This is a genomic window from Thermodesulfobacteriota bacterium, assembly GCA_031082315.1.
GTDB lineage: Bacteria > Desulfobacterota > QYQD01 > QYQD01 > QYQD01 > QYQD01.
The window spans coordinates 135357-157504 of the sequence record JAVHLC010000001.1 but is presented as its reverse complement, the minus strand read 5'-3'; the positions used below and the strand labels follow the sequence as shown (position 1 = coordinate 157504).

At 48.6% G+C, this 22148-nt stretch carries 22 protein-coding genes and 1 tRNA gene; 5 read left to right on the top strand and 18 right to left on the bottom strand.

The annotated features are described in order from the left end of the window. Nucleotides 1–290: 290 nt before the first annotated feature. The 4 genes from RDU59_00725 to nrdD form a co-directional block, all read right to left on the bottom strand. Nucleotides 291–1775 (bottom strand): pentapeptide repeat-containing protein, encoded by a 1485-nt coding sequence (locus RDU59_00725; GenBank protein MDQ7837006.1) that lies wholly within the window; start codon nt 1773–1775, stop codon nt 291–293. Nucleotides 1776–2588: 813 nt separating this feature from the next. Continuing rightward, on the bottom strand, nt 2589–3341 hold the full coding sequence (locus RDU59_00720; GenBank protein ID MDQ7837005.1) for an anaerobic ribonucleoside-triphosphate reductase activating protein: 753 nt from the start codon (nt 3339–3341) through the stop codon (nt 2589–2591). Further along, nucleotides 3316–3594, bottom strand: coding sequence for a hypothetical protein (locus RDU59_00715; GenBank protein MDQ7837004.1), 279 nt, complete (start codon nt 3592–3594; stop codon nt 3316–3318). The genes RDU59_00720 and RDU59_00715 overlap by 26 nt, the downstream gene beginning before the upstream one ends. 41 nt (nt 3595–3635) lie before the next feature. After that, nucleotides 3636–5759, bottom strand: a complete 2124-nt coding sequence (gene nrdD, locus RDU59_00710; GenBank protein ID MDQ7837003.1) for an anaerobic ribonucleoside-triphosphate reductase — start codon at nt 5757–5759, stop codon at nt 3636–3638. Nucleotides 5760–6088: 329 nt separating this feature from the next. On the opposite strand from nrdD, the gene tmk reads away from it, so the two are divergent. From tmk to RDU59_00685, 5 genes are all read left to right on the top strand, one after another. Further along, nucleotides 6089–6796 (top strand): dTMP kinase, encoded by a 708-nt coding sequence (tmk, locus tag RDU59_00705; protein ID MDQ7837002.1) that lies wholly within the window; start codon nt 6089–6091, stop codon nt 6794–6796. 241 nt (nt 6797–7037) lie between these two features. Continuing rightward, the gene (locus RDU59_00700) at nt 7038–7808 is read left to right on the top strand and encodes an ABC transporter permease (GenBank protein MDQ7837001.1); all 771 of its coding nucleotides are present in this window, start codon (nt 7038–7040) and stop codon (nt 7806–7808) included. Between the two features lie 13 nt (nt 7809–7821). After that, nucleotides 7822–8568: an ABC transporter ATP-binding protein gene (locus tag RDU59_00695; GenBank protein MDQ7837000.1), complete on the top strand. Its 747-nt coding sequence runs from the start codon at nt 7822–7824 to the stop codon at nt 8566–8568. A gap of 141 nt (nt 8569–8709) precedes the next feature. Continuing rightward, nucleotides 8710–9666, top strand: coding sequence for an MlaD family protein (locus tag RDU59_00690; protein MDQ7836999.1), 957 nt, complete (start codon nt 8710–8712; stop codon nt 9664–9666). After that, on the top strand, nt 9666–11174 hold the full coding sequence (locus RDU59_00685; protein ID MDQ7836998.1) for a hypothetical protein: 1509 nt from the start codon (nt 9666–9668) through the stop codon (nt 11172–11174). The genes RDU59_00690 and RDU59_00685 overlap by 1 nt, the downstream gene beginning before the upstream one ends. Before the next feature lie 107 nt (nt 11175–11281). Here the strand turns inward: RDU59_00685 and RDU59_00680 are convergent. From RDU59_00680 to lptC, 14 genes are all read right to left on the bottom strand, one after another. Further along, a tRNA-Leu gene (locus RDU59_00680) sits at nt 11282–11368 on the bottom strand. A gap of 25 nt (nt 11369–11393) precedes the next feature. After that, the gene (gene secG, locus RDU59_00675; GenBank protein MDQ7836997.1) at nt 11394–11735 is read right to left on the bottom strand and encodes a preprotein translocase subunit SecG; all 342 of its coding nucleotides are present in this window, start codon (nt 11733–11735) and stop codon (nt 11394–11396) included. 8 nt (nt 11736–11743) lie between these two features. After that, nucleotides 11744–12502 (bottom strand): triose-phosphate isomerase, encoded by a 759-nt coding sequence (tpiA, locus tag RDU59_00670; protein ID MDQ7836996.1) that lies wholly within the window; start codon nt 12500–12502, stop codon nt 11744–11746. Between the two features lie 3 nt (nt 12503–12505). Next, nucleotides 12506–13705: a phosphoglycerate kinase gene (locus tag RDU59_00665; protein MDQ7836995.1), complete on the bottom strand. Its 1200-nt coding sequence runs from the start codon at nt 13703–13705 to the stop codon at nt 12506–12508. A gap of 147 nt (nt 13706–13852) precedes the next feature. Further along, complete coding sequence (gene gap / locus RDU59_00660) at nt 13853–14869, bottom strand: type I glyceraldehyde-3-phosphate dehydrogenase (protein MDQ7836994.1); 1017 nt, start codon at nt 14867–14869, stop codon at nt 13853–13855. 258 nt (nt 14870–15127) lie between these two features. Continuing rightward, nucleotides 15128–15637 (bottom strand): ribosomal protein S18-alanine N-acetyltransferase, encoded by a 510-nt coding sequence (gene rimI / locus RDU59_00655; GenBank protein ID MDQ7836993.1) that lies wholly within the window; start codon nt 15635–15637, stop codon nt 15128–15130. 110 nt (nt 15638–15747) lie between these two features. After that, nucleotides 15748–16146, bottom strand: a complete 399-nt coding sequence (locus RDU59_00650) for a PTS sugar transporter subunit IIA (GenBank protein MDQ7836992.1) — start codon at nt 16144–16146, stop codon at nt 15748–15750. 16 nt (nt 16147–16162) lie between these two features. Beyond that, nucleotides 16163–17038: an RNase adapter RapZ gene (gene rapZ, locus RDU59_00645; protein ID MDQ7836991.1), complete on the bottom strand. Its 876-nt coding sequence runs from the start codon at nt 17036–17038 to the stop codon at nt 16163–16165. A 13-nt stretch (nt 17039–17051) separates the two neighbouring features. Continuing rightward, nucleotides 17052–17513: a PTS sugar transporter subunit IIA gene (locus RDU59_00640; GenBank protein ID MDQ7836990.1), complete on the bottom strand. Its 462-nt coding sequence runs from the start codon at nt 17511–17513 to the stop codon at nt 17052–17054. Between the two features lie 225 nt (nt 17514–17738). Then, the gene (raiA, locus tag RDU59_00635) at nt 17739–18287 is read right to left on the bottom strand and encodes a ribosome-associated translation inhibitor RaiA (GenBank protein MDQ7836989.1); all 549 of its coding nucleotides are present in this window, start codon (nt 18285–18287) and stop codon (nt 17739–17741) included. 270 nt (nt 18288–18557) lie between these two features. Beyond that, entirely contained in the window at nt 18558–20015 is a 1458-nt protein-coding gene (gene rpoN, locus RDU59_00630; GenBank protein MDQ7836988.1) for an RNA polymerase factor sigma-54, read from the bottom strand. A 176-nt stretch (nt 20016–20191) separates the two neighbouring features. Further along, nucleotides 20192–20914, bottom strand: coding sequence for an LPS export ABC transporter ATP-binding protein (gene lptB, locus RDU59_00625; protein MDQ7836987.1), 723 nt, complete (start codon nt 20912–20914; stop codon nt 20192–20194). A gap of 15 nt (nt 20915–20929) precedes the next feature. Continuing rightward, on the bottom strand, nt 20930–21460 hold the full coding sequence (lptA, locus tag RDU59_00620) for a lipopolysaccharide transport periplasmic protein LptA (GenBank protein MDQ7836986.1): 531 nt from the start codon (nt 21458–21460) through the stop codon (nt 20930–20932). A gap of 75 nt (nt 21461–21535) precedes the next feature. Beyond that, nucleotides 21536–22084, bottom strand: coding sequence for an LPS export ABC transporter periplasmic protein LptC (lptC, locus tag RDU59_00615; GenBank protein MDQ7836985.1), 549 nt, complete (start codon nt 22082–22084; stop codon nt 21536–21538). Between the last annotated feature and the right edge of the window lie 64 nt (nt 22085–22148).

Here is a 22148-nt window from a genome sequence, read left to right as displayed (position 1 = left end):
CCGGGTAGTTCATTTGTATATTAAAGTGGCAGGATTCGGTTTTGGCTGGAGAGTATAGGGATAAGGACGTTTATATGTCAATGAAAAAGGCATCGCAAAAGTAGGCATAGACATAGTTACTAGTTAGTCCCCATCCGTAAACTCCCTTCCACTGGCGGGAGGGTATGAAGGGGAGGGGAAATTTGTTACTTTGACGAGGCGTTGGAGCTTCTTATAATAAAGGTATTCCAATTTAAAGTGATACCCTTGCAACCTGTCCCCTACTGGGTGGATGGCTTCAGTGCTGGTACCTAATGATTCTCCCACTTTCTCTCAATTGCGTCATCAACTTCCTCAAATGCCTTATCGATTTCCTCAAAAGCTTTATGAGGCTTTAGCTCATCTGGCTTCGGCTCCCGCATAACAAGAGGGCAAGCCTCTTGGATGCTTTTTTCAAGTTCTGGGTCTAATTCAGCCTCAAATAGAGTCGCTGCTTGACAGAGCTGGTCGATAGACAGATTTTTCGCTTCTTTAAGGTTGGCTTTAACAAGGTCTGCCCCTGCCAAGCTGGCTTTCTCTAGGTTCGCCCCTTTTAGGTTAGCACTTCTGAGATGCGCCCCTGTGAGATTGGCGCTGCTCATATCTGCTTTCGCCAAGTTAGCCCCAAGATCTCCCGTCGCTTCTCTAAATCCCTTCACAAAGTCCTGACTGAGACCTTTGGGCAACAAAAGGTACTGCCCAAGAACGGATCCCTCCAAATTGGCTTCTGATAGGTTAGCCCCCTCCAAGTTGGCTCCTGATAGGTTAGCCCCCTCCAAGTTGGCTCCTGTCAGAGTTGCCTTCTTAAGGTTAGCTCTCATGAGCTTAGCATACTCCATATCGGCACTCGCGAGAACCGCTTTCTCCAAATTGGCCTTCAGGAGGCTTGCTTTTTTTAAGCTTGCTCCTGTGAGATATGCACCTATCAAATAAGCTGAAACAAGGTTCGCGTTATTTAGATTAGCATCGGTTAGATATGCTTCATTTAAGTTTGCTCCAAAGAGATCCACCCCTTCTAGGTTCGCCTTGCTTAAATCTGCTTTTTTAAGATTGGCAAATCTAAGCTCTGCTTTCTTCAGATTGGATCCGCTGAGGCTCGCGTTCATTAAATTAGCCCCCCTGAAATTCGCATTACTCAGGTTAGCGTGCTCAAGATTAATATTTCTAAGGTCTGTATTGGTCAAATCGAGGCGTTGGTCTTCTCCCTCTCGCCCTTGCCATTTGCGCCTTCCGAGCACAGTGAGAATCGTTTGAATATCGAGGGCAGGTGGTTCGCCTGATTCTTCGATTTTCTGCCCGCTGACTTCATTGGTTTGTGAGAATTGCTTTCTTTTAGCCTTGAAGGGAGCGTTTTCCCGGACATAGGCAGTAAGAACTTCCATAACCTGCCAGTGATCCTTGGACGAGTCATTTGCGATGCGTTCAAGAGCGCAAATTCCACCCAGACGCACAGTAAGCTTGTCGCTTCCCAGATGCTCAATGGCTTGAGAAAAGCGTTCTGTAATTTGTCCTTGCTCAGAAATCCTCAGCGTTTCGTTAGAAAAATTCCGAGTATCTTTTAATTCCTCCCATGTAAAGAAAAGGCCACATAGAAGGATAGCGGCACCTAACATCTGAGCGAGCGTAGCACGGAGTTTGTTTTCAAGCTCAATGCGCTCTTTGATGTTTGTGACCTTCCGAGATTGCCATTTCGGAATAATGATTACAGAGCCAAAAGCAACAACTGCGAAAAGGACTATGAAAATGTTTAACGACATAGACCCGTCTCCTTTTTCTGCCTTGCTGCTTTGGGGATTTATGCTTGTGGAATATTTCTCTTCATTAGGTTAAGTCTACGCAAATTAAAATGAGTCAAAAGTAGATATGCCCCTTTACCATGATGCTCAATATTAAGAAGGCGGCCATTATGTATGTCAGAATGACCTATAAAAAAGACAATTCGTACACTTCTCCCCCCATACCCTGAAATCTGTCCTTCCGAGACATCGGCGATCCTTGTGGGGATTCAGGGTAAGCAAAAAAAAAGCCCGGAGCCGTGAATAGTTTATAACTTACCCGTTTCCAATCTTGTTTAGATTTTCTCCTGAAGTTTTCCCTTCGAGGCCTCCTTCCCTGCCTGCAGCCGCCCAGGTGCTCCGCCTGAGGCAGATATGAAAACACCGACCTTGCCTGCGGTCCACCGTAGGCGGACGGGCAGGCTGTGGTTTGGCGGGGGGGCGTTAAGTGTGCGTACACCCCCATCCCGGCCCTCCCCCCTCCGTCCTCGGCCCGCCAGAGGCGGGCGAGGGAGGGGGGATTCCGGGGGTTGGCATTACTTCTTCTTGGCTTTGGGCTTAGCAGCGCTTTTGGCTTTGGTGGTGCTTTTGGCTTTGGTCGTTGTCTTTTTGGTCGTTGTCTTAGTAGCCATGCCTTTTCCTCCTTGTTTTTGTTAGTGTTATGGGGCTGGCGGCCCCGGGCTTCTAAAGGTTAGGGCTAAGCGTTACCCTTTCCCAAATTGTCATTGCGAACGAAGTAATCTGAGGACGAGATTGCCTCGCAATGACAGCGTGGATATTATGCAAAGACCTCCGCTACGCCTGAAGGCTGGCCTCCAAGCCACGGCCTGCCAGTGACAAGCCGGAGAGGGATATTATATCTTGAGACCTTCGCTGTAATTCGCGGAAGATCGTATGGTCATAAGGGGGTTCTTTTTCAAAGGCAGGATCAAGGGTATTTCCCGGATTGAAATTCTGAAGCTTGTAATCCATAGCTCCGCGCAGTTGACAGGCTAAACTCAGGACATCTTCTATGGAGTGCAGTTTTGGTAAAATGGTCGTGCGGAACTGATGGTGAATATCTTTTTTCATCAGTATATGGATGCTTTCCCGGATATTATCCAGTGGGGGGACGACACCGGTACACTGCGCATAGGCAAATCTGTTGAGGGGAGCCTTGACATCCATGGCCACATAGTCCACCAGGCCTCCGTCAATAAGCCCTTCCAGCATCTCAGGGTTTGAGCCATTGGTATCGAGCTTGGTTTTAAGGCCCTGATTTTTAAGAAGGGCAAAGATCTCCGGAAGGCAGGAATGGAGGGTAGGCTCCCCTCCGGTTATACAAACGCCATCCACCCAGCCCCGAAGCTGCTTGAGACGCTCCAATATGGATGATATGGGCCAGGTGGGAAGCCCTCGACCGCCCAAGGCCAGGTCGGCATTATGGCAATAAGGGCACCTGAAATTACAGCCCGGTAGAAACAGGACGGCGGTCAGCCGGCCCGGCCAATCGATAAACGAGGTCTCAATAAACCCCTTGATCTTATACGAACAGGTTGACGCAGGCAATTCCGGTTTTCTGGGCCTCCTGAGCAAGGTGATTGCGGATCTCGTTATAGTCGGTCAGCGAAGAACAATCATCGAGGACAAGTATCGGCAGATGCTTCCGGGCGGCCTCTACCAGCCCGTGCCAGGCCAGGTGCGACAGGGCCTCGGCATTATCAGAGTCTAATTTCTCGACCTTAATGCCCAGGGCCCTCATATCAAACTGATTTTTTAATTCCATACAGCGGGTACAGTCCGACTTGGTGAAGAGAGTCATACTGAATACCTCCCTAAATAAATCTCAAATTATTAATTGTCCTACATCGTACTCCGGTAACGGTCTTTAAGTTCTCCCAGCTTGCCCTTATTCCAACTGGATACCTTGGTGAAATAACCGGTGATGCGCGTAATGCCATCCACATTCCTCGACTGACAGTAAGGACACGCTTCCTTGAGGCCCCGGCTGGTCTTCCCGCAGTCACGGCAGGAAGTAAACTCAGGAGAAAACGTGATCTGATCATTTTGTGTCCAGCGGAAGACCTTTATGACAAAATCGGCTAGGGCCTTGGGATCAGGATGGGATTCGCCCAACCAGATATGGGTAAGCGACCCGGCCTCGATGAGCGGATGGAAAAGTCCCTCTGCCCGGACGCGTTCTATAGGATTCATAGGATGGGAGACATTGAACAGGGTGGAGTTGGTATAGTAAATCTCACCGTAGGCAAGGGTTCCCTTGATTACCTTCTGTGCAGCCGAAGGATAATACCGCTGATCCAGTTTGGCAAAGCGGTAAGAAGTGCTCTCGGCCGGCGTCTGCTCCAGAACGAACCGCATATTATGCTGTTTTGATAACTTGTCTGCCAGGAGCTTCATATGGGCGATGATCTTAAGGCCAAACTTCATGGCTGCGGGTGACCCATGGAGTTCGTCGCCCTTATGATACTGGATCATCTCATTGAGTCCTACCATGCCCAGAAGATAGGTGGCTCGCTGGAGGCGGAGGTAGGGGGATCCGTCCTGGTCCATCATCAAAAGGGCCAGCGGACCCTTTTCCCCGTATGAGAGGAGCTTTTCAATAAAACCCTTCTTCTGGCGATGGGCATTTACTGCGAGCTTCATTCTTTCGTTCAGAAGCGTGAAGAATTTAGTATCATCACCGTTCGCCTCGTAGGCAATACGCGGCAGGTTAATGGTCACATTTTGCAGGGCGCAATAACGCATGCGCCATGGCTCACGGGCATCCTCAAGGTCCGAGGCCTCCAGTTTGAAGCTGAGGCGGCAACACTCGGATATTTTGGCCGTATCGCCCCGATCGAAGACAAAATACGTATTTCCCATACTTGAGGCCACGTCACAGATATGATGCAGAAACTCCATGTGTCCCGGGGTCTGGAAAAATTTCTCCGTAATATGCACCAGGGGTTTGGGGAAGAAAAACGGACGTCCGGCCCCGTCACCTTCTTTATAGACGTCAAATATCGTCCAGACAAAACGCTGGGCCTCTTTTTCGTATTCTCCATAGGTCTTGCCGGTATATTTCCCCTCCGGACCGATGGCCGGTACGTCCGCAAAGTGCTTGGGGACTTCCCAGTAGAGGTTGATGTCCGAGAATATAGCCTGACCTCCGCGGGCGACGGCCTGCTGAGAAAACTCAAAGACCAGCATCTGGGCTATCTGTTTGACTTCTCTATCACTCATGCCCACCAGGTAGGGAGCGAAGAAGAGGTTAACCGCATCCCAGCCTATAGCCCCGGCAAAGTGGCTCTGGAGAGCGGCGGCGAATTTTACCATGTGGGCCAGGAGGACCTCCGGATGTTTGGCCGGCTTGGCCATAGCCAGGGAGTTGGGAAGGTTCAGCCCAAATTTTTTAATGTATTCCAATGACTGCCCTGAACAATAAGGACGGTCAATAAAACCAAGGTCATGTAAATGGATGTCGCCCTTGAGGTGGGCATCGCTTACCTCAGGAGTAAAGACATGCAGGAGGGCGTACTCTTTCTTAATCCACTCGGCCAGGGTCAGATTGGTGGCCTCCGGACCATGCGGCACGTTGGCATTTTCCTTGTTCGGGTGGACAAGAAGCTGGTCAACATCATAAAGCGGGGCCCCCAGGCGGGTGTGCATGCGCCGGGTATCCTCCAGGTTAAGCTCCAGGAGTTTGGCGTTTACCAGTTCACGAATAAGAGGGCCGGTCACCATCTTTATGCTGGATGAACGAATAAACTCTTCTACCTGGCAACTGATGTTTTCCGCCGTATCTCTATCGATGAACGTCTCCCGGAGAAGGGCCTCTACGATGCGCTTGCGGTCCCAGCCCATGATATCTTCCTGGGAGGTACGCACGAAAAGCGCCATATCTGTGGTTTCGTTTATAACCACCCTCTCCTGGCTGATTGAGGCCGATGTGGTTGCCATCTTGTTTATTTCTGCGACAGTGCCCATTTTTCTTCCCATCTTTTATTTAGTATGTGAGAGATGATAAACGTACCATATATTGTATGTCAATCAAAAAATTTATCTAAATCATAATTTACTAATTTTTCGAACATAAAATTAAATGCTTTATCTGCACGGCCGGGGGTTGGAATAGAGGCGGGATGCCCGGCCATTCAAATAATAGTTAATTATTTTAGATGGTTATGAATAAAATAGTCTGATTATGATAAAAAACCATAGGACGGGACACAAGAAAATGCTAAGAAGTTGGCAAGGGTTCGGATATAATGGCTGCAACCTGTCCGCCTTCAGCAGACTACGGAGATATATAATCCATGTCCAAAGAGACTAATGCTAAAGATTTTCCGTCACTAATGCAAAGGGACGGCCTTTTGAAGATGTCCTCCGCAGGCGGATGCCTTATTGCCTTTGAAGGGATTGACGGCGCCGGTAAGACGACTCAGGCGCGGTTACTTTACAACTATCTTAAAGACCAGGGTCATAACGTCCTTCTGACCCGGGAACCCACAGATGGCCCTTATGGGCAGAAAATCCGTGAACTCTTCGTGAGCAGACAGAAGGTTACCCCTCAGGAAGAGCTGGATTTGTTTATCAATGACCGCAGGCAGCATGTGAAAGAGGTCATAAAACCGGCCTTGCATGAGGGCTGGATTGTTATCACCGACCGTTATTATTTTTCTACCATGGCCTACCAGGGGGCGATGGGGTTGTCCGTGCCGGATATCAGGCGGAGAAATGAGGAGTTCGCGCCTGTTCCCGACCTGGTCATCCTGCTCATAGCCCGGCCGGATGAAACCGTTGAACGTATCAGAAATAATCGCAGGGAAAAGCCTAATAATTTCGAAAAGGAAGATTACCTGAGGCGAGTGCAGGATATATTCCTGAGTCTTAACGATAGGTTCATATGCCGGATTGATGGACATGATGTCATCGATGCCGTCCAGGCCGGGATACAGAAAGCGATAAATCAGCTTATCACTGCCCGCACCGCTAGGGGCGGATCTTCGGCCTGCCCTGCTTAAAAAATTGTTGGACTGTCCTCTTGAGGTATAGTAGAAAAACAATTTAGTTTCCATCCGAAAACCCCGGTTTTCTGGATGAAGCGGTCAGCAGTCAGCTATCAGCGTTCAGCTTAACATGTTGTTTGTCTTATTTTTTGCTGACGGCTGAAAGCTGATCGCTGAGAGCTTTCATTCGGAAACGGCAGTTTCCGGATGAAAACAATTTAGGTAAAAAATCCTCTGTTCCGATGTACTGATTACTATGCGCAGATTTTTCTTTGCTATCGGCCACAAAACACTCTCCGCCATTAGCCAGATGGGCGACATAGCCATTATGCTTATAAGCGCCCTTAGCTGGGCATTCATACCACCCTTGCGCATACGTAATATCTTCAAGCAAATGGAGTTCATAGGCGTTAAATCAATTTTTATCGTTATACTTACAGGCCTCTTTACCGGTGGGGTTCTGGCCTTACAGAGTTATTATGCCTTCCGCAAATTCGGCGGCGAGTCGCTCCTCGGGGCTACTGTCGCCCTTTCCATGACACGGGAATTGGGTCCGGTTTTAACCGCACTCATGGTTACCGGACGGGCGGGGTCGGCCATAGCCGCGGAGCTAGGGACCATGAGGGTTACGGAACAGATCGATGCCCTGGCGGTTATGGCCATAAATCCGGTCAAATATCTGGTTGTGCCGCGAATTATTGCCGGTATTCTGGTTGTCCCCATCCTCACGGTTATTGATGACTTTGTCGGCATTGTGGGGGGATATATAATTGGTGTGGGCCTGCTTAAGATCAACCCCGGCATCTTCATGGCTAAGATGATAGAATTGGTGGAGCTGTCGGATATTTTTAACGGCCTTTTCAAGTCCGTATGTTTCGGGCTGCTTCTTACGTTAATCGGCTGTTACAAGGGTTACCATACCAGAGGCGGCGCGGAAGGGGTGGGGCGGGCTACTACTGAGTCCGTAGTCGTGTCCTCTGTCAGCATACTGGTTGGAGACTACATACTGACCTCACTGCTTTTCTAAGAAGGCGTCCACGATGATCAAGCTGGTGGATTTACATAAGTCATTCAATAAGCTTAAGGTGCTCGACGGGATCAACCTGGAGATAAACAAGGGAGAGATAACGGTCATCATCGGGCGGAGCGGCGGGGGCAAGAGCGTCCTCTTAAAGCACATCATCGGCCTTATCGGGCCGGATGCCGGGCATGTCTTCATCGATGATGTCGATATTACGCAGCTAAAAGAGAAAGAACTCTATAAGATTCGGCACCGCTTTGGTATGTTGTTCCAGGATGCAGCTCTTTTTGATTCTATGACGGTTGGTCAAAATATAGCTTTCCCCCTGGCTGAGCATACCGATCTGAGCAAAAAAGAAATAGCCCAAATAGTTGCCGGCAAGCTGGCCGATGTAGGTCTCTCCGGGATTGAAGACAAATATCCTTCAGAACTTTCCGGGGGTATGAAAAAGCGGGTGGGGCTGGCCCGCGCTATTGCCATGGATCCGGAGATAATTTTGTTTGATGAACCGACTACCGGTCTGGATCCCATAATGACCGCGGCTATAGACGAGCTTATTCTGGGCATACAGAGAAGGCTTAGCCTCACCTGTGTAGTTATCAGCCATGATATTCAGAGTACGTTTAAGATAGCAAGCAAGATAGCCATGCTCTACAAGGGGAAGATTATAGAGACCGGGGACCCGGAGAGTTTCCGTAATTCTGAGAACCCGATCGTCCAGGGATTCCTGCAGGGGATTTCCGAGGACAAAATTATTAGCTCCTGACTATTTTCCATCCGGAACCCAAGGATTCCGGATGGAGCAATCAGCAATCAGCATTCAGCTTAATGTCTTGTTTGTCTTAGATTCTGCTGACAGCTAATCGCTGATCGCTGAAAGCGTGAAGCCGAGTAAGGAGGACTGTTTATGGATAAAAAAGGTTTTGGTCCGGAGATTAAGGTCGGCGTCTTTGTGCTGATAGGTCTGATAATTTTGGCTTACATGAGCATACGCCTCGGTAAGGTTGATCTGGGTAGAGAGAAGGGCTACCATGTATCCGCGGTCTTTGATTCCGTCTCCGGGTTAGTAAAGGACAGTCCGGTGGAAATGGCCGGGATAGAGATCGGGCGGGTTAAAGACGTTACCCTGAAAGATGGTCAGGCCAGGGTGGATATGGTGATTTCGCCCCAGGTAAAGATCAGGAAAGATGCCAAGGCCATGATCCGCACCAAGGGAGTCCTGGGCGACAAATTCATTGAAATAATGCAAGGGAGAGAAGAGGCTTATATCCCTCCTGAAGGCGCTATTGCCAAAACCGTTTCTGCTGCAGACCTTGACCAGCTTTTGGTCAAGGTGGAACCGGCCCTGGATGATATCCAGTCCGTGGCTGCCGGCCTTAATAAGTTTGTGGGTGATGAAGAAAACCAGACAAATTTTAAGGGCCTTATGGCGGATCTGCGCGATGCCTCGGCCTCTTTTAAAAACATATCCGGCGACGTAGAGGCCGGCAAGGGTACGCTGGGCAAGCTGGTCAAAGATGAGACCTTGTATAACAAGGCGGAAAAAACAATGAGCAACTTGGAAGAGACGATGGGGACATTAAGCGAGGTGGCCCAGAAGGTAGAAAGAGGCGAGGGCACACTGGGTAAATTAGTCAACGATGAAACTCTCTATAACAAGGCCAAAGATACCGTGGATACACTGCATAATGTGGCTCAGAAGGTGGATAAAGGCGAAGGCACTCTCGGCAAACTGGTCAATGATCCCAGCCTTTATGATGAGACTAAGAAGGCCGTTAAAAGCGTGACCAAGGCCACTACCGGCATACAGGAGCAGGTGCCTGTAAGCGTCCTTGGGACTGTGGTGGGAACGGTGTTGCGTTAGTGGAGCAAGTTTCGCTCAGAAACATCGGGTTCCATTTAAAATGGGAAAAGTCCGGATTTCTCTTAGCCATAGCGCTCATATTCGGCTTGCTTGGCATGGGCTGTGCCGCTTTCAACGGGCAGGGCCGGCGTGATAATTTTTCTCCTGTTTTTTTTCACCAGTCCGACCGGAAAGAGGCAAAACAAGAAGTGGATGCTGTCGGTCCTTTCTATAGCGCCTATTCAAGTTCAAAGGAAGAAGGGTGGGCCGTAAGACCCCTTCTCTCTTATCATCACGATCGCGAAAAAGAGACTAAAGAATGGCAGTTTCTCTATCCCCTTGGCAAGTACAGGCTCACCCCGGAGGAAAAGTACACCCAGTTCATACCGATTATTTCCGGCCATAAGAACCTCAAGGAAACGCCGGAAGACGGACAAAAAAAAGACTTTGGCTTCTTTCCGGTCTTCTGGGGCAGGACAAAAACGGGTGATCCCTACGCCGGGCTTTTTCCTATCTACGGCCGGTTCAAAGAGCGGTTTGGAAGAGATGAGATAACCTTTGTCCTCTGGCCTCTCTACTCAACAGCCAGATGGGAAGGTAACAAAAAGACGACCATCCTCTGGCCGATACTTTCCTGGACAAAAGGCGACGAGGAGCAGGCCTTCCGCTTGTGGCCGCTTTACGGGTATGAGAAAAAAGGGGGTGAATATGACCGCTCCTTTGTCCTCTGGCCTTTTTTCTTTCACTACAGGGAAGACCTGGATACCGACGCGCCAAAGACGAAGTGGATGCTGTTCCCGCTTTATATCTCAGAAACATCGGATATAGAAAATAAGAAGATAATCCTCTGGCCTTTTTTCAATTACTACCATGACCGGCGTAATGATTACACGCAATGGGATATGCCCTGGCCATTTATCCAGTATGCAAAAAGTGAAGATTATAACGTCAAAAAGTTCTGGCCCATTTTCTCGGAGAAACAAAAGCCGGACAGCTACGAGTTTTCTCTCCTCTGGCCGGTTTATGAGTACTCTAAGGAGAATATGGAGGAGGACAAGGCAGAAAAGACCACCTACCGTTTTTTAATCATCAACAAGTCAGAAACCACGGTCTGGCCGGAGAAAAAAGAAGAGGAAAGCGTTGCCCGGGTCTGGCCGCTCTTTTATCTTAAAACCCGGCGGGATGGCTCGGCCTTTCTCCATTTCCCGGCCATTATTCCGCTTGAAGACGAGGGATTTGAACGCAATTACGGGCCGATTCTCAGGCTTTATGAGTATGAAAAGGATAAAGAAGGGGGAGAGAAGTCCAAACTCCTCTGGGGGATTTATCGCCACGAAACAAGGGGCGACTGGTATCTGGTCGAATTGTCCTGTCTGGCTTCCTGGGAATGCGGCCCGGATATGACCAGGGTTACACTGGCCGAGGGCCTCTTTGAGTATCTACGCAAGAAAGCGCATAAGGCCATTAAACTTTTCTACGTGCCGGATGTGATAACCTGGGGTGATAAAGAGGTAACGTTGCCGGATTGAAGCTCCCCGCAGCTTGCAGCGGGGTTAGTGCTCGCTATGCATGTTCAAGATGATGCGGTTGTAAAAAAATCCCTGAGACTTAAAAATCTCAGGGATTTTATGGTCTTTGGTGCCGAAGGCGGGACTCGAACCCGCACAGGCATGGCCTACCACCCCCTCAAGATGGCGTGTCTACCAAGTTCCACCACTTCGGCAAAGCTCGCTGCTCTATACGACCCTTTACTTAGTCTTGGGCTGTGCTGGCATGGGCGGCTCAGGAAAAGCCGGCTGTGTCTGTAACGGAGCCGGGGCCACCGGCGCCGACTGTACGCCCTTCACAACTGAGGCGCTCTCGCGATGACTGATTAGATAGGCCAACCCTAGGGAAGTCACCATGAAAATAACTGCCGCTATGGCTGTAAGTTTGCTAAGAAACGTGCCTGGACCGGCGCTCCCAAAAAGCGTCTGGCTTGACCCGCCGAAAACCGCCCCGATATCCGCACCCTTGCCCGTCTGTAAGAGTACGATGGCAATCAGAAACAAACAAACCAGGATATGCAAAACAACAACCAGCGTATACATTTTAGACCCTAACGCTCAAATTTAATGATGCGTAAAAAAGAATCGGCCTCAAGTGAAGCTCCCCCAACCAACACACCGTCAATATCCGGTTGGGCCATGAGACCGTCCACATTCCCTGCTTTAACGCTCCCACCATACAATATTCTCAAATCTGACGCAATATTTTTCTCAAACAGCCCTTCCAGCAGCGTGCGAATGAAGGAATGCGCCTCCTGGGCCTGCTCATTGGTCGCGGTTTTTCCCGTGCCGATAGCCCACACGGGTTCATAGGCAATGACTACCTTGTCCATATCCGCGCCTTGTATCAGTTTAAGACCTTTCTTAACCTGCCTTCTGAGAACGGTTAGGGTTTTTCCCGTTTCTCTCTCTTCCAAGATTTCTCCGATACAGAAAATAGGCTGAAGACCGGCATCCAGGGCAGCCCTTATTTTCCGGGCAATCGTCTCATCCCTCTCCCCAAAAATATGGCGGCGCTCGGAATGCCCGATGATAACATACCGGCAGCCGACATCCTTCAACATTGCAGGAGAGACTTCTCCCGTGTAGGCCCCCTCATTCTCCCAGCAGGTATTCTGGCCGGAAAGGGAGATTCCACTGCCATCGAGCGCCCTGGCTACGGCCGCAAGGGCGGTAAAGGGTGGGGCCACGACTATTTCCCGATCCGAAATCCCGGACGCCCCGGATATTAGCGTATTGATCAGGGCTACGGCCTCCGGGATGGTCTTATACATCTTCCAGTTACCGGCCACTATGGGGTTGCGGGCCATCTGTCAGTCCTCCATGTTCCAGTTGAAACGCTCCAATGCGACAATCCCCGGCAGTTTTTTCCCTTCCAGGAGTTCCAGGAAGGCCCCGCCGCCGGTGGATATATAAGAAATATTATTTGTCTCGCCGGCCCTGTGCACTGCTACGTCCGTATCTCCGCCGCCGACAATGGTCAGGGCATAGGAATTGGCGATAGCCCGCACCATGGACATGGTGCCGCGGCTAAAGGCATCCATCTCAAAGGCCCCCATAGGCCCGTTCCAGATAATGGTTTTGGCGCCCTGTAAGGCCTCAGAAAAGAGAGTCCCGGTTGCCGGTCCGATATCCATTACATACCAGTCAGAGGGTATCTCCTGAACGGTGGTAATTTTTGTCTCTGCCTTGGGGTCAGGCCGTTCAGCCACTACGCAGTCAACCGGAAGGTAAAGCTTGACCCCTTTCTCTTTGGCCAGCATGAGCAAATGTTTGGCAGTATCCAGGAGGGCATCTTCTACCTTTGATTTCCCAACGTTCCAGTTAACACTTTTAAGAAATGTATTGGCCATGGCCCCGCCGATAATCATCTTATCTACTTTATAGAGTAAATTTTCCAGAGCGGTTAGTTTACCGGACACCTTGGCCCCGCCAATGACCGCTACCAGGGGCCTGGCCGGATCCTCCATGGAACGATGGAAATAGTCCATCTCCGTTTTCATAAGAAAACCGGCCACACATTCCTTGAAATAATCCGTAACACCGACTACCGAGGCATGGGCCCGATGGGTCACGGCAAAGGCATCGTTTACATAGATGTCTGCCAGTTCAGCCAATTGTTTTGCGAATTCAGGATCGTTTTTTTCTTCACCCGGGTGAAATCGTAAATTTTCGAGAAGTATTATGTCTCCGGGCTGCATTTTGGCAATAAGCGCCTTCACTTTTTCACCTATACAGTCCGGCGCCATGGTTACATCCTTGTGTAATAATCTGGAAAGCCGCTTGGCAACCGGTGTAAGTCGACACTCTTCCATCACCTGCCCCTTGGGCCGATCCATATGTGAGGTAAGGATGATTTTGGCATGTTCATCCAGGGCGTGATTGATAGTCGGCAAGACGCTTCGAATGCGAACGTCATCGGTTATATTGCCATGCTCGTCTAAGGGGACATTGAAATCCACGCGGATTAAAAGGCGTTTTTCCCTGATATCGACCTCATTTATGTATTTCACGCAAAACCCCCTTCTTAGTTTTATATAAGCAGTCAGCTTTCAGCTATCAGCATTCAGCTTAACATACTGTTTATCCTAGTTTTTAACTGAGAGCTGATCGCTGAGGGCTGAAAGCTTGATCCGGAAACGACAGTTTCCGGATGGAAACTAGTTAAGATACTTGCCCATGTAAAGCGCCAGATCAACTATGCGATAGGAAAAGCCGCTTTCATTATCATACCAGGCGATAACCTTGGCCATCCGCCCACCAATAACATTGGTTAAGGGGGCATCCACGATGGCTGAGTAAGGACTACTGGCATAGTCAATAGAAACTAGGGGTTCCGTGCTATATGCCAAAATCCCCTTCAGCTTACCCTGTGCCACTTCTTTAAAGGCACTGTTAATATCTTCCTTTTTAACCTCTCTGGACATCTCGGCGACCAGATCAACCAATGAGACGTCAGGAGTGGGTACCCGTACGGACAGGCCATCCAGCTTTCCTTCCAGTTCTGGAATGACTTTGGCTACGGCTGCGGCCGCGCCTGTGGTAGTCGGCACTATAGACATTCCGGCAGCACGGGCCCGGCGTAGATCTTTATGGGAGCCATCGAGAATGCGCTGATCCATGGTATAAGAATGAACCGTAGTCATTAGACCATGTTCAATGCCAAAGGCATCGTGGAGTACCTTGGCCACCGGCGCCAGGCAGTTGGTAGTACAGGAGGCGTTAGAGATAATGTGGTGTTTGTCCGGCTGATATTTATCTTCATTTACACCCATGACTATTGTTGCATCTACGTTTTTGCCCGGCGCGCCAATTATGACCTTCCGCGCTCCGGCCTGTAAGTGTTTCAGGTTCGATTCCTTATCTCTAAATTTACCCGTAGATTCAAGGACGATATCCACTCCAAGGTCACGCCATGGCAGACGGGACAGGTCATCGGTAATCCCGGTAATAGCGACTTCTTTGCCATTGACGGTCAGGGCATGGGCCTTTGCCTCCACAACGCCGCTAAACGGGCCATGTACCGAGTCGTATCTTAGCAGATGAGCCAGGACTGAAGAATCAGCCCGGCTGTTTATGGCTACTACCTCTATGTCTTTCTCCTGCCGTTGGGCAATAATACGTAATAAGAATCGACCTATTCTACCAAATCCGTTAATGGCTACTTTAATAGGCATATTTCCCCCCTTCGATGTTTAGAGTATTGTCAAAGATTAACCACAGAGCACACAGAGAACATAAAAAAAATGTGACAGTTAGCTGCTTGAAAAGAGGTAGTCGTCCGAAAAACGGCGCCTCAAAAATCCCCCTTAGTCCCCCTTTTTCAAAGGGGGATGTTTATCCTCCCTTTGGAAAAGGGAGGTTGGGAGGGATTTTAAAATACTTCTCAACCAACTGAACTGATATAAAAATATTAGAAAATTTGACTAGTTAAGTCAACTCATATCTTTCGTATCCGGCACCTTTTTAAGAAAGTCATACTCCATGATAACTGCATCTTCATGGCTATCTGAATAATATCCCGGCCTTTGGCCTACCGGAATGAATCCTGCATCTTTATAAAGAGTTATGGCTGCAACATTGGATGGTCTGACCTCCAGGGTGGCGAACTTTGTACCCGCCGTTTTTCCCATCTTAAGCGCAAAGGAAAGTAGTTCTCGGCCGATTCCTTGCCGGCGGTGGGCCGGATGAACGGCCAGGTTAAGCAAATGGAGTTCATCCAGGACTATCCAAAAACAGATATATCCCAGGACAGGGGAGGGATGAATATTTCTGACTTTTGCCACGTAAGGATAAGAAAAAGGACAGACTAATTCGTCACGGAAGGCTTGTTTGGTCCAAGGGGCAGGGAAGCAGGCTTTTTCAATGAGCATAATCTCAGGTAACTCATCTTCAGTCATCCGGATGATCTTACAGAAAGTCTTGTGAGAGGTGACCTCGGACATTTTCACCGCTGAGCACGCAGAGTCCGCAGAGAAAAACTGTAAAACATTTAATGTGTTATCTCAGCGTTCTCGGCGACCTCTGTGGTAAAATTTTACTTTCTACGAGACCGTTATTTCTTGAGTACTTCGCTGGCTTGAGAGATGCCTTTGCGGCCGTAAGATTTAGCCTGTTCAGCTACCTCAGCCAGGGTTAATTTTTCACGAGAATGGGTCAACCTCATCAGCATAGGCAGGTTAACACCGGTGACGACGTCAATCTTCCCTTCTTCCAGAAAGGAAAGGCTAATATTGGAAGGGGTTCCTCCAAACATGTCCGTCAAAATGAGAACGCCGTTACTACTGTCTACCCTTTTAATAGCTTTTTGGATTTCCTTACGCAACATCTCTACATCTTGTGTCGGGTCTATGGACACGGCTGTAACCTGCTCCATCCGTCCCACGATGAATTCAGATACCTTAACTAATTCTTCTGCCAGCTTGCCATGTGTGGCCAACACTATACCGACCATCGTTACCCCCGTAAAATCAGCCCAGTAAAATATCCCGATGATGGACTACAACCTCGTAGCCCTTCTCCGTAAGAATATTCTTTAATTCCTCTGTGACCGTCACCGAGCGGTGTCTGCCGCCAGTACAACCGGTGGCTATAGTAAGGTACATTTTACCTTCTCTTTTAAAAAAGGGGATAAGAAAAAACAATAACTCGGAGACCTTGCTTAAAAAAGTCTGTGTGGTCTGGTCTTTTAGGACGTAGTCCTTGGCTTGCGGGCTTGTCCCGTCAAGCTCCTTTAAATTCGGCACAAAGAAAGGGTTAGGCAAAAAACGCACATCAAAGACCATGTCTGCCTCGCCGGGGACGCCATATTTAAAGCCAAAGGAAAGGAGATTAACGAGCAGACGATTGAGATCAACGCGGGAGCCATACAGACTGCCAATGGCCCCACGGAGTTGATGGAGATTATAGAAACTCGTATCTAAGACCCGGTCTGCCTCTTCTTTTAGAAGGGCTAATTGCCTCCGTTCCAGGGCGATGGCATCCATAACTGTCGTTACCGGAGAAGGGATCAAAGGATGGTGTCGCCTGGTCTGGCTGAATCTTCTTAACAGTACATCGTCTGAAGACTCGAGGAAAAGTATCTCTAATTTAAAGCCCTCTTTTTTAAGGTCAGCAAAGATAGCAGTATACTCTTTCAGAAAATCCTGTTCGCGCATATCCATTACCAGCGCCGCCCGGACAGTTTGGCCGGGGGCGGGTTCCTGGATGTGCAAGAACTGGGGAAGAAGGACAACCGGGAGGTTATCAACACAATAATAACCAAGATCCTCAAAGGCGCGAAGCGCAGTGCTTTTGCCGGATCCGGAAAGTCCTGTAATGATAACAACCTGGACCGGTTTTAACATACACACCAAATCATTAAATTTCTTCGCCCTCGCTCTTAATGATCTCGGCCATTTCTTCTGCCGATTTTGCACCCAGCAATTTTTCCTTAGAGACGGGATTCTTTAAAAAACGCGAAAGCTTTGCCAGAATCCGCAGATACAGGCCGGCCGATTCCTCCGGGGCTAGAAGTAGAAAAAGGAGCCGCACGGGTTTCCCATCGACAGAATCAAAAGGCACACCGGAAAGACTGCGCCCCAGGGCTATGATAACCCGGTCCAGGCCCTTTAACTTGCCGTGGGGTATGGCTACTCCATCTCCTATTCCGGTGCTACCCAACTTTTCCCTTTCCAGCAAAATGGAGACCACGGTCTCTTTATCCAGTATCTTATTTTTACGTACAAGCACTTCCGCCAGTTCTGCCAGGGCATCTTGCTTGGAATTGGCTCTAAGGTTGGTTATTATATGGTCCGAAGATATTAACTCACTGATTTGCATATTGGTTTCTCTATTAATCTTATTTTGACGGCTTCGTAAAAAGTCCATTTGCTGCGTTGCGCGGCATCCTTCGTCACTGCGGCGTAGCTATGGAAATAGTTCACCGTTCACAGTTCACCGTAAGTGCATGGTTTGTTGACGGACAACGGATAATAGGATTTGAGCGCCTTGCAACTGGAGCTTTTTACTGTGCCGTCCAAACTTTGACTTTTTACGAGAGCTCATCTATTTTAGCTCCGGCTCAATAAGCCCATAGTCACCATCTTTGCGTTTATAAATGACATTAATGGTTTCTGATTCGGCGTTAGTAAAGACCAGAAACTCGTTATCTAAGACGTCGAGCTGCATCACTGCTTCATCCAGGTACATGGGCTTGGCCAGGTATCTCTCGCTTTTTATTATTCTGGGGGCGTTTTTTCCTTCGGAGCGGTCATAACTTAAGATATTTATGCCCACGGTCCGGGGGGGCCTGGTATTGGATACAGATTTTTTATCTTTTACCTTTTCCCGGTGCCTTTTGACCTGCTTTTCTATTTTATCCATGACCAGATCAATGGCCGAGTACATATCGTTGGTTTCTTCCTGGCCTACTATTTTTGCTCCATTGGCCAGGATATTTACCTCGGCTATATGTCTAAACTTCTCGATAGAAAGAGTTACATTGGCCTCGGCAAATCCCTCTAAAAACTTTTTAACTTTTTTCACCCGTTCAATAGCGTAATTGCGTAAAACCTCTGATGGTTCCATGTGCCTGAAAGTCACCGAAATTTGCATAGATCAATCCTCCATGTGGCTGAATTCAAATTTGACGGCTTCGTAAAAAGTCCATTTGCTGCGTTGCGCGGCATCCTTCGTCACTGCGGCGTAGCTACAACTACGCCTCATTCCTCAGGATTTGTGCGCCTTGCAACTGGAACTTTTTACTGTGCCGTCCAAGATTTTGACTTTTTACAGATTAACCAGTTTTGCGCTCATCCGGAAACAACTATTTCCGGCTTCGCGCTTTTAGCTTTCAGCTATCAGCCTTGAGGTTTTTGCTGACTGCTATTGTGCGAATTTTTTTCTCTGGTTAGATGGGAGTATTCCCATCACTTCCCTATACTTAGCTATTGTTCGCCGCGCAATATTAATATCATTTTTATTTAGCATATTGGCAATTTCCTTATCGCTATACGGATGACTTGAATTCTCGGATTGGACCAGACGTCGAATCTTATCTTTTACCGCTTCTGAAGCCATAACTTCTCCATGTGCACAACTGATCCCGGTATTGAAAAAGAATTTAAGCTCCAACAAGCCCTGAGGGGTATGAACATATTTATTCGTGGTCACCCTGCTTACGGTTGACTCGTGCATTTCCACATCCTCAGCCACGTCCTTTAGTATAAGCGGTTTTAAATAAGCTATGCCCTTTTCCAAAAATTCCCGCTGAAACTTGACGATACTCTCGGTTACCTTATAGATGGTGCGCTGTCTCTGATGAATGCTTCGGATCAGCCAGACCGCGGACCTCAATTTGCCCTGGATATAGTCCTTGACCGGGGCGGCACCATCCGATGATTGGTTCAAGATGCCCCGATAAAATGGACTTACCCGCAACCTCGGCAGTCCCTCGTCATTTAAGACGATAACAAACTCATCTCCCACCTTATAGACGTAGATGTCCGGGCTGATATAGTGGGTCTCTTCGCCATTGTAAGCCCGTCCCGGCTTTGGCTCCAGCCGGGTTATCACCTCCACGGCCTTGATAACATCGGCCAAAGAAGCTCCTGTCTCCTTGGCGATGGCCTGGTAGTTTTTGACCTCTAGTTGATGGATATGGTTAGATATGATGGTCTCGACTAACGTGCCCTCTAATCCCAGATGCCGGGTCTGTATCAACAGACATTCTTTAAGGTCACGGGCGGCAACTCCGACCGGGTCAAGCCCTTGAATCTTTTTAAGGACTTCTAAGACCAGCTCTTCAGGGACATGTGCAGTAGCCGCAATCTCTGAGAGGGAGGCATTAAGATAACCATCAGCATCCAGGTTGCCGATAATCAACTCACCGACAATTTTTTCTTCCTCTGTACAAGGTGACAGAATAAACTGCCACATGAGGTGCGAGGATAGGGAGGGTTTTCGACTTAACGTGGCCTCAAAAGAAGTTGATTCTTTCTCCTCAAATGAATAGGCGGAATAGCCGCCGCTACTGGTGTTATATTCATCAATATAATCTTCCCAGTTAAGTTCTTCCATGGCTCGCTGGCTATCCATCACTTCAGGGAGCACTCTGTCTTGAACACTTATCTCCTCATTTGAAGTTTCTTCGGAGGGTGCGAGGGAATCCTCGGCGTCCTCCTCTGGTCCTTCTTCCAGTACCGGATTAGCCTCCAATTCCTGGTAGATGCTATCCAACAGTTCTAACCGGGACAATTGCAACATCTTGATGGCCTGCTGCAATTGCGGGGTCATCACCAATTGTTGGGTAAGCTTTAACTGTTGTTTGAGTTCTAACCCCACGTTAGATCCCCGACCTGGATAAGCCAGACTTTTATTACAACCGCATTTAAATACATGAATTCACCAAATCCCCCTGTATCCCCCTTTTTGAGGGAGGTTAAAGATGTTCCCCCCTTTAGCAAAGGGGGGCGAGAGGGGATTTAGGCTTTTTAATTGTCGTAGCAATAAGTTATTCATCACAGCGTGAACTGTTCGCCCAGATAAATCTTGCGCGCCACCTCACTGGCAGCGATATGCTGCGAATCCCCGGCCTCCAGAATCCTTCCTTCGGTCAGGATATAGGCCCAGTCACAAACAGACAATGTTTCCCGTACATTGTGATCAGAGATGAGTATGCCCAGGCCCTTTTCTTTAAGTTGCCGGACGATGGCCTGCAAATCCGAAACGGCCAGGGGATCTATGCCCGCGAATGGTTCGTCAAGTAAAATAAACGATGGCTGAATAGCCAGCGCGCGCAGTATCTCAAGCCGTCTCCGCTCTCCACCGGAAAGTGAGTAGGCTTTGTGCCTGGCCAGATGTTCGATTTTTAGCTCTTCCAACAGGCTTCTTAAGCGGGCCCTTCTTTCCTCCTGGGGCAGCTTCATCGTTTCCAGCACAGCTAATATGTTTTCCTCAACTGTAAGCTTACGAAAGACAGACGGTTCCTGTGCCAGGTAGGTGATGCCGCGACGGGCCCTCTGATACATGGGATACTGGGTCAAGTCTTCGCCATTCAAGACCACTTGCCCTTCATCCGGCTTGATCAGACCCGCAATCATGTAGAAAGTCGTTGTCTTCCCTGCTCCATTGGGTCCAAGCAGGCCGATTATTGAGCCGGATTCGACCCTGATACTGATGTGATCCACGACCCGGCGCTGGCGGTAAGATTTGACCAAGTTATTAGCGACAAGGGTACCCATAAATCAACCTTTGCATCATTTTTCCGGGTAAACTATAGCCTCAACCCTATTTTCTTCCCGGCTTTCTACTATACTGCGGTCTTCGTCCAGGAAGACGGTAATCTTGCTGCCCTTAATCATGCTGTTACCTTCCCAGACCTTTGGGTCACCGGTCAGGATAACATTCTGTTCGGCCTCATAATAAACCGCTTCGTCGCCAGTGGCAATACGTTTGCCTTTTGTAATCTTGACATGTCCCTTGGCAAAAATCTTTTCCACCTGGTCTCCACCTTCTCCCTGGCTACCCTCTTTTCCCTCGGCCTTGCGGTAAAAGACAGTCATCTGGTCGGCATAGATAGTCAATTCGGCCTTTTTAGCTATAACATCACCGGTAAATATAATTTTATTTTCTTTATTGTATGAATCCAGCCGGGTGGCCTTAATATGTATAGGTACGGCCTTTCGATTCGGGGTCTCCGTGGCATACGAAGCCGTGCTCAGGGCAAAGAATGCCAGGGTGCACACTAAAAACATTTTAAAAAGAAGAAAACAACCTTTTAAATCCATGGATTCCCTTCTTGTACGTGTTCAGGCATTCGCACTCAGCGACCGAGTTGCCTGGGTGGATTAAAAGCCGGGCGCTTATTTTAAATTTTTTTGTGTAACTACCCGTACCTCTTTCAGCACAGACATCTTACCGGTATTCAGTTCATAAAGCAAACCCGTACCTTTCAGGTCAATCTTTGAACCGAGGACGGTTACTTCTTCCGGTGTGCGGAGCACACGCTCTTTGCTATTATAAGTGATAGCGTTGGTGTAAAAACGTCCTCCGTCCGAATCTATCGCTGAAACGTGGCCCCAAAGGTCGATGTCCTTAGATTGAGTATCGTAGGTGCCGTGTTCACCGGATACGGTTACCGTCTTGCCGCTCTTTAAGAAAAAATTTGTCCGCACGCTATCCAACAGGACCTCTTCTTCCCCTTTAAAGTACCGGGCAAACCTGGCATAGAGTACCCATTCATCCCTTCCATCCCGATTATTTGTATACTCAACGTTCTCCATTTTAAGATCGGCATCCCTTTGTTCCGAGTTAAGAAACCATTTAGGCATATCTGGAGGGTAATCTGCTCGCCGGGTCCGTGGCCACATTAAAAAAAATCCGATTGCCAGAATAATTACAGTGGCCAACACAGCCCATGATAGCCTTTTAGCGGTCAACTTTATGCTTTCTTACCTCTCTATACCAAAAATTCCA